This is a genomic window from Microbacterium sp. LMC-P-041 (assembly GCF_030209555.1).
GTDB lineage: Bacteria > Actinomycetota > Actinomycetes > Actinomycetales > Microbacteriaceae > Microbacterium.
Map to the genome: position 1 here is coordinate 276268 of NZ_JARVRV010000005.1, position 13208 is coordinate 289475.

General features: G+C 68.3%; 13 protein-coding genes and 1 tRNA gene. 11 read left to right on the forward strand and 3 right to left on the reverse strand.

Going from position 1 to position 13208, the window contains the following annotated elements:
- Positions 1 to 139 precede the first annotated feature (139 nt).
- Both QRN21_RS11485 and QRN21_RS11490 read left to right on the forward strand, forming a co-directional pair.
- The gene (locus QRN21_RS11485; RefSeq protein WP_072591611.1) at positions 140 to 1357 is read left to right on the forward strand and encodes a sensor histidine kinase; all 1218 of its coding nucleotides are present in this window, start codon (positions 140 to 142) and stop codon (positions 1355 to 1357) included.
- Positions 1354 to 2037: a response regulator gene (locus QRN21_RS11490; RefSeq protein WP_053097307.1), complete on the forward strand. Its 684-nt coding sequence runs from the start codon at positions 1354 to 1356 to the stop codon at positions 2035 to 2037. The genes QRN21_RS11485 and QRN21_RS11490 overlap by 4 nt, the downstream gene beginning before the upstream one ends.
- 91 nt (positions 2038 to 2128) lie before the next feature.
- Here the strand turns inward: QRN21_RS11490 and QRN21_RS11495 are convergent, their stop codons facing one another.
- A complete protein-coding gene (locus QRN21_RS11495; RefSeq protein ID WP_053097306.1) occupies positions 2129 to 2665 on the reverse strand; it encodes a hypothetical protein in 537 nt (178 codons plus the stop codon).
- Between the two features lie 136 nt (positions 2666 to 2801).
- Here QRN21_RS11495 and QRN21_RS11500 point away from each other — a divergent pair, with 136 nt between their 5' ends.
- From QRN21_RS11500 to QRN21_RS11525, 6 genes are all read left to right on the forward strand, one after another.
- Entirely contained in the window at positions 2802 to 3284 is a 483-nt protein-coding gene (locus QRN21_RS11500; protein ID WP_053097304.1) for a CarD family transcriptional regulator, read from the forward strand.
- Positions 3285 to 3351: 67 nt separating this feature from the next.
- Positions 3352 to 4557 carry a 2-C-methyl-D-erythritol 4-phosphate cytidylyltransferase gene (ispD, locus tag QRN21_RS11505; protein WP_285364154.1) on the forward strand — a complete coding sequence of 402 codons (1206 nt, stop codon included), beginning with the start codon at positions 3352 to 3354 and terminating at the stop codon, positions 4555 to 4557.
- Positions 4558 to 4648: 91 nt separating this feature from the next.
- The gene (locus QRN21_RS11510) at positions 4649 to 5239 is read left to right on the forward strand and encodes a short chain dehydrogenase (RefSeq protein ID WP_056279884.1); all 591 of its coding nucleotides are present in this window, start codon (positions 4649 to 4651) and stop codon (positions 5237 to 5239) included.
- A gap of 61 nt (positions 5240 to 5300) precedes the next feature.
- Entirely contained in the window at positions 5301 to 6704 is a 1404-nt protein-coding gene (gene cysS, locus QRN21_RS11515; RefSeq protein WP_285364156.1) for a cysteine--tRNA ligase, read from the forward strand.
- Positions 6697 to 7704 carry a 23S rRNA (guanosine(2251)-2'-O)-methyltransferase RlmB gene (gene rlmB / locus QRN21_RS11520; protein ID WP_053097298.1) on the forward strand — a complete coding sequence of 336 codons (1008 nt, stop codon included), beginning with the start codon at positions 6697 to 6699 and terminating at the stop codon, positions 7702 to 7704. Before cysS ends, rlmB begins: the two co-directional genes overlap by 8 nt.
- A 10-nt stretch (positions 7705 to 7714) precedes the next feature.
- Positions 7715 to 8356, forward strand: a complete 642-nt coding sequence (locus QRN21_RS11525; protein WP_072591608.1) for an NAD(P)-dependent oxidoreductase — start codon at positions 7715 to 7717, stop codon at positions 8354 to 8356.
- A 2-nt stretch (positions 8357 to 8358) separates the two neighbouring features.
- Here the strand turns inward: QRN21_RS11525 and QRN21_RS11530 are convergent, their stop codons facing one another.
- Both QRN21_RS11530 and QRN21_RS11535 read right to left on the reverse strand, forming a co-directional pair.
- Positions 8359 to 9663: a DUF4032 domain-containing protein gene (locus QRN21_RS11530; RefSeq protein WP_053097294.1), complete on the reverse strand. Its 1305-nt coding sequence runs from the start codon at positions 9661 to 9663 to the stop codon at positions 8359 to 8361.
- 81 nt (positions 9664 to 9744) lie between these two features.
- Entirely contained in the window at positions 9745 to 10848 is a 1104-nt protein-coding gene (locus tag QRN21_RS11535; protein WP_053097292.1) for an ABC transporter ATP-binding protein, read from the reverse strand.
- A 229-nt stretch (positions 10849 to 11077) separates the two neighbouring features.
- Between QRN21_RS11535 and QRN21_RS11540 the strand changes: the two genes are divergently transcribed.
- From QRN21_RS11540 to QRN21_RS11550, 3 genes are all read left to right on the forward strand, one after another.
- Entirely contained in the window at positions 11078 to 12046 is a 969-nt protein-coding gene (locus tag QRN21_RS11540) for a DsbA family protein (protein ID WP_053097290.1), read from the forward strand.
- Between the two features lie 42 nt (positions 12047 to 12088).
- A tRNA-Thr gene (locus QRN21_RS11545) sits at positions 12089 to 12161 on the forward strand.
- Between the two features lie 88 nt (positions 12162 to 12249).
- A complete protein-coding gene (locus QRN21_RS11550; protein WP_285364159.1) occupies positions 12250 to 13203 on the forward strand; it encodes an aldo/keto reductase in 954 nt (317 codons plus the stop codon).
- Positions 13204 to 13208 lie beyond the last annotated feature (5 nt).

The window sequence follows — 13208 nt, forward strand, 5'->3', positions numbered from 1 at the left end:
GCTCCCGCACAGGCCCGAAAGCGATTGTCTGCTCCGAAGGTTAACGAACGGTGCCCAGCACGTGAATAGTACTTCTCGCCGTGGCTCAGGGGCGGGCGAACCCGCCGATCCGCGGGTGAACGCACTCTACGCTGGGGTTATGACCTTGCCGCAGATCGCGCTGCTCGCGTTGGCCGTCGGCCTCGTGATCGGCGTCGGCCTCTCCCTTCTCGTGGCCTGGGCATATCGTGCGCGGGCGCGCGTGGCCGATGAGACCTCGCTCGTGGTCCCGGAGGGTGTGACCGCCGTGCTCGGCAGCATGGACGATGCAGCATGCGTGGTCGACTCCTCCGGACTCGTGCTCGCCGTCTCGAAGGCGGCGACCAGGTTCGGCATCGAGGTGGGCGCACCCCTGGAGAACCCCGAGCTGCGTCAGCTCGTGCGTGGCGGACGCATCGAGGGCAGTTCGGCGACCGAGTCGCTGCGCATCACGCGCGGCGGGCTCAGCCTCGATCCACGGCTCGTGTCGGCTCGGGCGAGCGCCATCAGTCCGCGCATGACGCTGCTGATCATCCGCGACGTCACGGAGCAGGAGCGCCTCGATCAGATGCGCCGAGACTTCGTGGCGAACACCAGCCACGAACTCAAGACCCCTGTGGGAGCCGTCACTCTGCTCGCCGAGGCGATCGAATCGGCGGCCGACGACCCTGCTCAGGTGCGCCACTTCGCCACCCGGATCTCGGCCGAAGCCGCTCGTCTCGGTCAGCTGACCGGTCGGATCATGAGTCTCTCGAGACTGCAGACCGACGATGCGCTGTCCGATGTGCGGCCCGTCTCGATCGACGAGGTTCTCGCCACCGCGCTCGAGGCGCACGTCGTGCAGGCCGACTCCGCCGGGGTCGAACTCGCCCGCGGTGGCGATCGCGGAGTCTGGGTGCGCGGCGACTCGCAGATCCTCATCGAGGCCTTCGGCAACCTCATCGCCAACGCGATCGTCTACTCCCCGAAGGGATCGCGCGTCGGCATCGGTGTGAAGGCCGATGAAGGGGTGGTCGAAGTGGCGGTCTCGGACCAGGGCATCGGGATCGCGGAGGCGGATCGGGAGCGGATCTTCGAGCGCTTCTACCGGGCGGACGAGGCGCGGTCCCGCCGCACCGGCGGAACGGGGCTCGGACTCTCGATCGTCAAGCATGCGACACAGCGCCACGGCGGCGAAGTACGCCTCTGGTCGCGCCCCGGACGAGGCTCGACCTTCACCATCAGGCTTCCGAGGATCGACGCTCCCCCGAGCATCGACAAGGACCAGAAGAACAAGAAGAAGCGCGAGCGCAAAGCGGCCAAGGCCGCTGCTCGCGTCCGAAACGGAGAGAACGCATGACCCGCATCCTTCTCGTCGAAGACGAGCCCGACCTCGCCGACCCGCTCGCCTACCTCCTGCGCCGAGAGGGGTACGAGGTCGAGATCGCCGAGGACGGTCCAGGGGCGCTGGCCGCCTTCCGCGAGCGTGGCGCCGACGTCGTGCTCCTCGACCTGATGCTGCCCGGCATGCCGGGCACCGAGGTGTGCCGGCAGATCCGCTCGACCTCGGCGGTGCCGATCATCATGGTCACGGCCAAGGACTCGGAGGTGGACATCGTCGTCGGACTCGAGCTCGGCGCCGACGACTACGTCACAAAGCCGTACTCGTCCCGCGAGCTGCTCGCCCGGATGCGCGCGGTCCTTCGTCGCGTGGTGCAGGCCGACAGCGAGCTCGACGAGCGCGTGCTCGACGGGGGACGCGTCTCGCTCGACATCGATCGCCACACCGTCTCGGTCGCCGGACAGCAGATCAACATGCCTCTGAAGGAATTCGAGCTCCTCGAGGTGCTGATGCGCAATTCGGGTCGAGTGCTCACGCGCGGTCAGCTGATCGACCGCGTGTGGGGGAGCGACTACTTCGGAGACACGAAGACGCTCGACGTGCACATCAAGCGGATCCGCTCCCGCATCGAGGAGAACCCGGGGGAGCCCGTCATGCTCGTCACGGTTCGCGGTCTCGGGTACCGCTTCGAGGGCTGACGCAGTCGTCGGACGGCACGCCCGTCCCCATGACGGAGAAGAGGCCGGCACCCCGCAGGGTGTCGGCCTCTTCGTCAGCGTATGCGCCGGCTCACTCCGCCGGAGCGGGGGCAGCCGTGTCCGTGGGGGCCGGCTCGGGCGTCGGTGTCGACTTCTGCTCCGTGGGCACGAGGTCGGCGTAGTACGGCAGAGTGCCGTCGAGAACGGGAACCTGAGTCTTCGTGCCGGCACCGTCGCCCGACTGGAAGTGGATCTCGATGGTCGCGCCGGGCATGGTGTCGAGTCCGTCGATGCGCAGCGGTTCCTCGTCGGCACCGAAGCTGACGGTCTTGCCCGCGGGCACGGAGACGGTGAACGGCTCATCGGAGCCCGACACGGTCATCGTGAGCGTCGCCTTGTCGGCGGTCGGGTTGACCACGGCGCCGATGAAGTTGCCGACCGATCCGTCTTCGTTCGCGACGATGAAGGCATTGCGCACGTCGATGGGACCGTCGGAGTCCGAGACGTTGACGCCGTCGGAGGCGGAGTATTCGATCGTCGTCGCCTGCGGCGAGATGAACGTGCAGCCCGTCGCGCCCAGAAGAACGAGGGCGCTGATGGCGGCAGACGCAACAAGGCGCGATTTCACGGGTCCTCCTGAGGTACGACGGGATATCCGCGTCCCATTCTATGCGCATGCGGGGCACCGCCCGAGGACGCGGCGGCGCGAACCTTAGCGCATGTCCCCTGTGGTATCCTTGAGGTTGCCGAAAGGACAAGTTTTTATGCTTTTTGAGGTTGGCGAAACTGTCGTCTATCCGCACCATGGCGCTGCGACCATCATCGAGGTCAAGGAGCGCATCATCAAGGGTGAGGCGAAGAAATACCTGAAGCTCAACGTGACCCAGGGGGACCTCATCATCGAGGTTCCTGCGGAGAACGTCGATCTGGTCGGGGTCCGCGATGTCATCGGCCGGGAGGGGCTCGACAACGTGTTCGAGGTGCTCCGCGCTCCGTTCACCGAAGAGCCCACGAACTGGTCTCGTCGTTACAAGGCGAACCTCGAGAAGCTCGCCTCCGGCGACGTGATCAAGGTGAGCGAGGTCGTCCGCGACCTGTGGCGTCGGGATCAGGACCGCGGTCTGTCAGCCGGTGAGAAGCGGATGCTGGCGAAGGCTCGTCAGATCCTCATCTCGGAGCTGGCTCTGGCGGAGAAGACCGACGAGGACAAGGCGAGCGCGCTGCTCGACGAGGTCCTCGCTTCCTGAGCGGATCGAGACAAGGCGGGTGCTTCGGCATCCGCCTTTTTTCGTGCGCGCCGGTAACGTGAACCTGGTGAGCATGCTTCCCGTCCCTGACACCGCGATCATCGTCGTCGCCGCCGGCTCCGGCACGCGACTGAATGCCGGAGCGCCCAAGGCGTTCGTCGGCATCGACAGCCATTCGATCCTCCGCCACGCGCTCGACGGCGTCTTCGCGGCGGGGCCCGCCCAGGTCATCGTGGTCGCCCCCGCAGGGTTCGAGGGCGACGCGGAGACCGAGGTGCGTGCTGCGGCCGGCGATCGCGTCGACCTCGGCAGGGTCGTGACGGGCGGAGAGAACAGACAGCAGTCGGTCGCCGCCGGTCTGAAGGCCCTGTGGGGAGACGTCACGCGAGTTCTCGTGCATGACGCGGCGCGCGCGCTGACCCCGCCGGAAGTGATCGACGCCGTGGCCCGGGCGATCGACGGCGAGACAGGGGTCATCCCGACGCTCCCCGTGGTCGACACGCTCAAGCGGGTCGAGGGAGACGCGGTCATCGCGCCGGTGGATCGCTCCGAGCTCGCGGCAGCGCAGACGCCGCAGGGGTTTCCGCGCGCCCTTCTCGAGGCCGCCTACGATGCTGCGAGCGGCTCGGACGTCGAGTACACCGATGATGCGGCGCTGTTCGCCGCTGCCGGACATCTCGTGCGTCAGATCCCGGGTTCGCCCAGCGGATTCAAGATCACCACGCCCGCCGACCTCGAGCGCGCCCGCCAGCTGCTGGCGGCTGTCGCCATTCCGGCACCCGATCTCGCCCCGACGTGGACGGGACCCCGGGTCGGCCTCGGCACCGACGTGCATGCATTCGGTGGAGATGGGAACCTGTGGCTCGCCGGCCTGCAGTGGCCGGGGGAGCCGGCGCTCTCCGGGCACTCCGACGGCGATGCCGTCGCTCACGCGATCGTGGACGCGCTGCTCGGCGCTGCAGGGCTCGGAGACATCGGCGAGCACTTCGGCACCGCACACCCCGAGTACGCCGGCGCACACGCGGACGTCTTCCTCGCCCGCACCCGGGAGATCCTCACCGAGGCCGGTTTCGCGATCGGCAACGTCTCGGCGCAGTTCCAGGGCAATCGACCGCGCTTCAGCACGCGACGCGCGGAGGCGGAGCAGGTCCTGTCCACCGCGCTCGGTGGCGCGCCGGTCTCCGTCACGGCGACCACGACCGACGGACTCGGGTTTCCCGGGCGAGGCGAGGGGATCGCGGTGACGGCAGTCGCGATGGTGCATGCGGTCTGACAGGCGTCGCGGATTGCGCGGGAATGTCTCAGCATCCGCGCTCGTTGTCGGAGAAAGTCGTGCGATCGTCGCGCGATCCGGAGGAGGCAGCATGAGGATCCTGGTCATCGGAGCCAGTGGACAGGTCGGCCGCACGGCCGTCGACGCGTTGGCCGGACACGAGGTCATCTCGGCGTCGCGCAGCAGCGAGCCGTCCGTCGATGTCACCGACTCGGCGTCGGTGGAGCACCTCTTCGCCTCGGTCGGACAGATCGATGCCGTGATCGTCGCCGTGGGAGAGGTGCCCTTCCGCTCGCTCGACGAGCTGAGCCGGAGCGACTACGAAGCGGCTTTCCGCGGCAAGGTGCTGTCGCAGCTCGACGTCGTGCGCATCGGCACGTCGTATGTGCGCGACGGCGGCTCGATCACGCTGACCTCCGGCATCCTCTCGCGCGAGCCGATCGCCACCGGCGCCGCGGCGTCGCTCGCGAACGGAGCCATCGAGTCCTTCGTCGTCGCCGCGGCGACCGAGCTGCCCCGCGGCATCCGCATCAACGCCGTGAGCCCGTCGGTGCTCGCGGATGCGCCGTCGTATCACTCGTCGTTCCCCGGCTTCGTGCCCGTGTCGTCGCACCGCGTGGGGCAGGCCTTCGCGAAGAGCGTGCTCGGCGTGCAGACCGGGCAGGTCTACCCGGTCGACTGAGCGGCGGCAGGGCCGGGGTCACACCCAGTCTTCGGATTGCGCCGCCCGGTAAGCTTGTGCGGTGACTCTCCGCCTCTACGACACCCGCGCACAGCAGCTGCGCGACTTCGTGCCTCTCGATCCCGAGAACATCACGATGTACGTCTGTGGAGCCACCGTGCAGTCCGGCCCTCACATCGGTCACGTCCGAGCGGCGCTGAGCTTCGACCTCCTGCGGCGCTGGCTGACTCACCGCTACGGCCGCGTCACGTTCGTGCGCAACGTCACCGACATCGACGACAAGGTGCTCGTCAACGCGACGGACGTCGAGCCGTGGTGGGCGCTCGCATACCGCATGGAGCAGGAGTTCACCGCAGCGTATGCCGGCATCGGCATCCTGTCCCCGACTTATGAGCCGCGCGCGACGGCGTCCGTCCCGCAGATGCAGGAGCTGATCGCGATCCTCATCGAGCGCGGCCACGCGTACCCTGCACCGGACGGTTCCGGCGACGTCTACTTCGACGTCCGCTCGTGGACGGAGTACGGGTCGCTGACGAACCAGTCCGTCGACGCGATGGAGGCGGCGGAGGATGCCGACCCTCGCGGCAAGCGCAACCCGCAGGACTTCGCGCTGTGGAAGGGTGCCAAGCCCGACGAGCAGGCGGATGCCGTGTGGCAGTCGCCCTGGGGCGCAGGTCGCCCCGGCTGGCACATCGAATGCTCGGCGATGTCCAAGCGCTACCTCGGATCCGAGTTCGACATCCACGGCGGAGGCCTCGACCTGCGCTTCCCCCATCATGAGAACGAGCTCGCCCAGTCGACCGCGGCCGGAGACGGCTTCGCACGCTACTGGGTGCACAACGGCCTCGTGACGGTCGGCGGACAGAAGATGTCGAAGTCTCTGGGCAACTTCACCCTGGCGAGCGACGTGCTCTCGGAGCGGGATTCGCAGGTGGTGCGCTACGCACTCGCCGCCGCGCACTATCGCTCGAGCCTCGACCTCTCGGAGTCGTCGTGGACCGAGGCAGAGGCGGCACTCGGCCGCATCCGCACGTTCGTCGAGCGCGCAGAGCGCATGCTTCCGAAGACCTTCGGCTGGGGGGAGCGCACGCCGCTGCCCGAGGCGTTCGCCACCGCGATGGATGACGACCTCGGCATCCCGCAGGCGCTCGGAGTCCTGCACGACACCGTGCGCGCGGGCAATGCGGCGCTCGACGCCGGTGATGCCGACGGCGCCGGGACGGCGAGGAGCGAGGTGCTCGCGATGCTCGACGTCCTCGGATTCGAGCGCGTGGGTGTCGCGTCGACGGGCGATGCGCAGGCCTCTGCTCTCGACGCGCTCGTGCAGACGATGATCACCCAGCGCGCGCAGGCGCGCGCTGACAAGGACTGGGCGGCGGCCGATCGCATCCGTGATGCGATCGCCGCGGCAGGAATCACGCTGGAGGACTCTCCGGCCGGAACTCATTGGAGTATCGATGGCTAAGCCACAGCGCCCCGGCGCAAGCAACGGCAAGAAGAAGGGCCCCACCAAGGGCACCGGCGGACTCGGACGCAAGTCGCTCGAGGGCCGCGGACCGACCCCGAAGGCGGAGGACCGCGCCTGGCACCCGGCCGGCAAGCGCAAGGCCGCGGCCGAGCGCTATGCGGCATCGGGCGGAAAGGGCAAGCCGGGGCAGCGTCAGACGTCCGGCGGCAACCCGAACCGCTCGGCCCGCGCGAAGGACAACACCACTGAGGTCGAGGTCGTCACCGGCCGCAACTCGGTGCTCGAGGCTCTTCGGGCGAAGATCCCCGCGTCGGCGTTCTACATCGCGCAGCGCGTCGAGATGGACGACCGCGTCAAGGAGATGCTGTCGATCGCCACCCACCGCGGTATCCCGGTGCTCGAGGTCACGCGTCAGGAGCTCGACCGCATGGCCGGCTTCGACGGAGTCCACCAGGGCGTCGCCGTCAAGGTGCCGCCATACGAGTACGCGCACCCGCAGGACCTCCTCGAGGCCGTCATCGACAAGGGCGAGGTCCCTCTGTTCGTCGCCCTCGACGGCATCACCGACCCCCGCAACCTCGGCGCGATCATCCGCTCGACCGGTGCGTTCGGCGGACACGGCATCATCCTGCCGCAGCGTCGTTCGGCCGGTGTGAACTCGGCAGCCTGGAAGACGAGTGCCGGTGCTGCGGCACGCGTGCCGGTCGCGCTGGCGACCAACCTCACCACGCAGCTCAAGGAGTTCAAGAAGCAGGGCGTCTTCGTGCTCGGCCTCGACGGCGACGGCGACGTCCTGCTGCCCGAGCTGCAGCTGGCCGACCGCCCCGTCGTGATCGTGACCGGTTCAGAGGGCAAGGGCCTCTCGCGTCTGGTCGCCGAGACCTGCGATCAGATCGTGTCGATCCCGATCTCGGCCGTGACCGAATCGCTCAACGCCGGCATCGCGACCTCGGTCGCGCTCTACCAGGTGTCGTCCATCCGCAACGCGAAGAAGTAGGGGAGAAGTCATGGCTCGGATCGTCGTGCTCGGAGGAACAGGCTACGCCGGACGCCACATCGTGTCCGAGGCGGTGAGCCGCGGCCATGACGTGATCGCGATCTCACGCAGCACGCCGACCGATGCTGTCGACGGCGCCTCGTACGTGCAGGGCTCGGCGCTGGACGCCTCGTCGCTCGCGAACGCCTTCGACGGAGCGGATGCCGTCGTCTCGGCCCTCTCGCCGCGTGGCGACATGGCGGACCGCGTGCTCGAGGCGCTGACGAACGTCATCGCGGAGCTCGCCGATACGAGCACCCGTCTCGGCGTGGTCGGCGGCGCCGGTGGAAGCCTGGTCGCCCCGGAGGGCCCGCGCCTCTTCGACCTCGACTTCCCTGAGGAGTACAAGCACGAGGCACAGGTCGGCATCGACTCGCTCGCACTGCTCCAGAGCACGGACCGGTCGCTGGACTGGTTCTTCATCCACCCGGCCGAGGTCTTCGGACCCTGGGCCGAGGGTGAGCGCACCGGTCACTATCGCGATGGTGGAGATGTGCTCGTGCGTGACGCCGAGGGCAAGTCCTTCATCTCGGGGGCGGACTTCGCGGTCGCGGTGGTCGACGAGATCGAGCGCCCGGTGCACCGTCGCGGACGCTTCACGGTCGGGTACTGACCTCAGACGAGGTCGCGCCAGTCGACCTCGTCGTCGTCATCGGCGACGGAGTGCGTGCCTGTGATGACGGGCAGGCTCATCGTCTCGGTGGGCGGGCCCATGATGGTCGCCTCGTCGCGGCGGTGGCGCAGCACCTCGTTGATGTAGCTCGTGAGGACCTCGGCGAGCGGGACTGAGCGTCCTTGCGCCTGAGAGAGATACCACCGGTGCTCGAGCACCTGGTGGAACACCTCTGCGGGTTCGAGCTTGGCGCGCAGCTCCCAGGGGATCGCACGCACAACGGGCTCGAACACGCGGGTCAGCCATTCGTGCGCGTACATCTCCTCGTCGACCCACTGCTTGGTCGAACGGGCACGGAACTCGTCGAGATCGTTGAGCAGGCGGCGGGCCTGGTTCTCCTCGACGTCCAGGCCCGTGAGGCGGATCAGGCGGCGCTGGTGGTGTCCGGCATCCACCACCTTCGGCTGGATCTCGACGACCGTGCCGTCGGAGGTCGTCGACATCGACATCTCGTCGATGTCGAATCCGAGGGCGTTGAGGCGTTCGACGCGCTCCGTGATGCGCCAGGTCTCCGCCGCGGCGAAGGACTCCTGCACCGTCAGCTCCGCCCACAGCGAGTGGTACGACGAGACGATGCCGTCGGCGATCGCGACCGCGTCGACGCCGTGCTCGAGCCGTCCGCCGGCCGCGAGGTCCATGATCTCCCCGGCGATGTTGGTGCGGGCGAGGTCGAGGTCGTAGAGGCGCTGCCCGTCGGTGAGCCCCTCCTCGTGCAGTTCACCGGTCTCGGCGTCGACGAGGTAGGCCGCGAAAGCGCCGGCGTCCCGGCGGAAGAGCGTGTTCGAGAGCGAGACGTCGCCCCAGTAGAAGCCGACGTTGTGCAAGCGCACCAGGAGCACCGCGAGGGCGTCGACCAGGCGATTCGCCGTGTCGGGGCGCAGCACCCGGGTGAAGAGGGCGCGATACGGCATGGAGAAGCGCAGGTGCGAGGTGACGAGCGCGGCGGGGAGCGGCTCGCCGGCGGCATCCGATCGCCCCGCGATCACGGCGACGCGGTCGACGCAGGGCACATCGAGCCTGGCCAGGTTGCCGAGCATCTCGTACTCGCGCCTCGCCATCTCATCGGTCGTCTCTTTGACCGCGACGACCTTGCCCGAGAGGTCGGCGAAGCGCACCAGATGCCGTGACAGCCCCTTGGGAAGCGACACGATCTGCTCGGACGGCCACTTGCCGAGGGGGGTCGACCAGGGGAGGGCGAGCAGGGCCGGGTCGATCGAGCTCGCCGTGATCCGCAGCGCATCCTGCATGTCTCTCCAGTGGGTGGGGGCGGAAAAGAAAGAAGCGGCGCGGGCGACCGAAGTCAGCCCGCGCCGCGTCAGTGGGTCCGATCAGGCGGAGACGATCGGCTTGTCGTTCAGGCGAACGCCCGACTCGATGTCGAACGCGTGCACGTGGCCCGCGTTCGCCGCGAGGGTGACGGTCTCACCGGCGTTGGGGTGGCTGCGACCGTCGACACGTGCGACCAGGTCGGCGCGCTTGCCGTTGATCTCGGTGTGACCGTAGAGGTAGCCGTCAGCGCCGAGCTCCTCGACGAGGTCGACGACGACCGAGAGGCCCTTGCCGTCGGCGGGGCCGACGGTGATGTCCTCCGGGCGGACGCCGACGGTGACCTGCGAGCCGTTGGCGCGGCCCACGGTGTCGCGGTCGAGCGGGACGACCTCGGTGCCGAAGCGCACGCCGCCGTCTGCCAGGTCTGCGCTGAACAGGTTCATCGCGGGCGAGCCGATGAACCCGGCGACGAAGACGTTCTCGGGCTTCTCGTACAGGTCACGCGGCGAACCGACCTGCTGGAGGAGTCCGTCCTTCAGCACGGCGATGCGGTCGCCCATGGTCAGAGCCTCGGTCTGGTCGTGCGTGACGTAGACCGTGGTGACGCCGAGGCGGCGCTGCAGCGACGCGATCTGCGTGCGCGTCTGGACGCGGAGCTTGGCGTCGAGGTTCGACAGCGGCTCGTCCATGAGGAAGACCTGGGGCTGACGGACGATCGCGCGACCCATCGCGACACGCTGACGCTGACCACCCGAGAGGGCCTTCGGCTTGCGGGTCAGGTACTCCTCGAGGTCGAGCAGCTTCGCGGCCTCGAGCACGCGGCTGGCGCGCTCTTCCTTGCCGACGCCGGCGATCTTGAGCGCGAAGCCCATGTTCTCGGCGACCGTCATGTGCGGGTACAGCGCGTAGTTCTGGAACACCATCGCGATGTCGCGGTCCTTCGGCGGCACGTCGGTGACGTCGCGGTCGCCGATGAGGATGCGGCCGGCGTTGACCTCTTCGAGGCCGGCGAGCATACGCAGCGAGGTGGACTTTCCGCAGCCGGACGGGCCGACGAGAACGAGGAACTCGCCGTCAGCGACCTCGAGGTTGAGCTTGTCGACAGCCGGGCGGGTTCCGCCGGGGTAGAGGCGGGTGGCCTCGTCGAAAGTCACAGATGCCATTGTGTTTCTCCTTCACCGGCAGGTACGTGCCGGACGATCCGTAGTGATAGAGCGGCGGAGCGATCCGCCGTGACCCCTCATCGGGTCGGGATCAGTATGGCAGATGCCCGTGCATCTGGGTATTTCTCAGCCTGGCTGGTTAACATCGATCTCGGCCGCTTAACGCGGCGTTCGCCGCCCGAGTGGCGTCCGGGGCCACCCTGCCCCCCTGAGACTGTCTAGAGGAACGATGTCGAGCGACGAGACGCCGAACGTCCCCAGCCCTCGCAATTCGCGTGAGGTCGTGCGGGAGAAGGCACAGAAGGTGCATGCCCAGCAGTCGAGGGCGCGCGTGATGCGACGAATCATCCTCGGGGCGATCGCCGTCGTCGCCGTCGGCGCCATCGGCACCGCGATCACGCTCGCCGTCTCTGCACAGGTCTCGAAGCCGCAGCTCACCCCGGGCGGGATGAACGACGACGGCATCCTCGTCTCCGACATCAGCGCGTCCGCGATGTCCGACGAGACGGTCGCGCCTCCGAGCCCGGAGGAGACCGAGGCGGGTGGCGAGACGACGCCGACCCCGGAGCCCACCACGTCGAGCACGGTCGACATCCACATCTACGTCGACTACCTGTCGCCGGATGCCGGTGAATTCGAGCGCGCCAACGCGCGCCAGCTCGTCAACTGGATCTCGGAGGGTGCGGCGACGGTCACCTACCACCCGGTCGCGCTGCTCACCGCGAGCTCGAACGGCACCAAGTACTCCCTGCGTTCGGCGGCGGCCGCGGCCTGTGTCGCGACGCACTCGCCGGCACAGTTCTACGCGTTCAACCACGACCTGCTCGATGACCAGCCCGAGGTGAACACCGACGGCTTCTCCGATTCTCAGCTGGCCGACATCGCCGGCGCGGTCGGCTCGGACAACGTCAAGAGCGTCCGGTCGTGCATCGAGGATCAGGACTACGTCACCTGGGCGAAGGAAGCCACGTCCCGTGCGCTGGAGGGCCCGCTCGTCGGTTCGGACGACCTCGTGCTCACTGCCGCGCCCATGATCGTCGTGAACGGCGAGGCCTACGTCGGCGCCCTCGACGACCCGAGCGAGTTCTCGCAGTTCGTGCTCACGGTCGCGAGCGACGCGTACTACGCCACCGAGACTCCGACTCCCGCGCCGACCGAGACCACGGAGCCCGCACCCTCGGAGACCCCGGCGCCGTAGTTCGTCGGTGCCCGCCGCCCATCGCTAAGCTGGGTGGTGTCCGCCGACTTGGCGCAATTGGTAGCGCACCGTACTTGTAATACGGGGGTTGCAGGTTCGAGTCCTGTAGTCGGCACCGTCCAGCGGATCGCATCCGCGCCTCCCTCGACGACACAGATCGTCACACGGGAAATAGTGCGAGCAGAGCACACGTTCTCCCCGGTATGACTCGTATCGGAAACAGTGACCTAGACGTCTTCCCGCTCTCGCTCGGAGGCAACGTGTTCGGCTGGACGGCCGACCGTGATGCCTCCTTCGCCGTGCTCGACGCCTTCGTGGCGGGTGGTGGCGATTTCGTCGACACCGCAGACGGGTACAGCTCGTGGGTGCCGGGCAACTCGGGCGGCGAGAGCGAGACGATCATCGGTGAGTGGCTCGCGTCACGCAAGCCCGAAGGCGTCATCGTGGCGACCAAGGTGAGCCAGCACCCGGAGTTCTCCGGGCTGTCGGCGTCGAACGTGCGCAGGGCCGCCGAGGCATCGCTCGCCCGACTGGGCGTCGACGCCATCGATCTCTACTACGCGCACTTCGACGATGAGACCGTGCCGCTGGAGGAGACGGTCACCGCATTCGGCGAGCTCGTCCACGACGGCCTCGTACGCAACGTCGCGGTGTCGAACTACACGGCGCAGCGCATCCGTGAGTGGGTGGAGATCGCCCGTCGCACGGGATCGGCGTCGCCCGTCGCCGTGCAGCCCCACTACAACCTCGTTCACCGCAACGACGTCGAGGAGACGATCATCCCGGTGGCGCAGGAGTTCGGTCTGAGCCTGGTGCCCTACTACTCGCTCGCGAGCGGATTCCTCACCGGCAAGTACCGTTCGACGGCCGTCGAGGGTCAGACCTCGCCGCGCGCCTCCGGTGCGGCCAAATACGCGACGGAGGCGGGGCTGCGCATCATCGACGCTCTCGAGGAGATCGGCGACGCCCACGGCGCCTCGATCGCGGCGACCTCGTTGGCGTGGCTGCGTGCTCAGCCGACGGTCGCCGCCCCGATCGCGAGTGCTCGGACGGTCGAGCAGGTTCCTGACCTTCTCGCCGGAGCGCGATTGGAACTGCGCGAGGACGAGATCGAGACGCTGAACCGCGTCTCCGAGTGGACACCGGCGAAGGCCTGAGGCTG

Bases quoted from the DNA above. Each gene is read 5' to 3' on its own strand.
- QRN21_RS11540 (WP_053097290.1), top strand. From the start codon at position 11,078: ATGTCGAGCGACGAGACGCCGAACGTCCCCAGCCCTCGCAATTCGCGT.
- QRN21_RS11510 (WP_056279884.1), top strand. From the start codon at position 4,649: ATGAGGATCCTGGTCATCGGAGCCAGTGGACAGGTCGGCCGCACGGCC.
- rlmB (WP_053097298.1), top strand. From the start codon at position 6,697: ATGGCTAAGCCACAGCGCCCCGGCGCAAGCAACGGCAAGAAGAAGGGC.
- QRN21_RS11535 (WP_053097292.1), bottom strand. From the start codon at position 10,848: ATGGCATCTGTGACTTTCGACGAGGCCACCCGCCTCTACCCCGGCGGA.
- QRN21_RS11530 (WP_053097294.1), bottom strand. From the start codon at position 9,663: ATGCAGGATGCGCTGCGGATCACGGCGAGCTCGATCGACCCGGCCCTG.
- QRN21_RS11490 (WP_053097307.1), top strand. From the start codon at position 1,354: ATGACCCGCATCCTTCTCGTCGAAGACGAGCCCGACCTCGCCGACCCG.
- QRN21_RS11500 (WP_053097304.1), top strand. From the start codon at position 2,802: ATGCTTTTTGAGGTTGGCGAAACTGTCGTCTATCCGCACCATGGCGCT.
- QRN21_RS11485 (WP_072591611.1), top strand. From the start codon at position 140: ATGACCTTGCCGCAGATCGCGCTGCTCGCGTTGGCCGTCGGCCTCGTG.
- QRN21_RS11550 (WP_285364159.1), top strand. From the start codon at position 12,250: ATGACTCGTATCGGAAACAGTGACCTAGACGTCTTCCCGCTCTCGCTC.
- QRN21_RS11525 (WP_072591608.1), top strand. From the start codon at position 7,715: ATGGCTCGGATCGTCGTGCTCGGAGGAACAGGCTACGCCGGACGCCAC.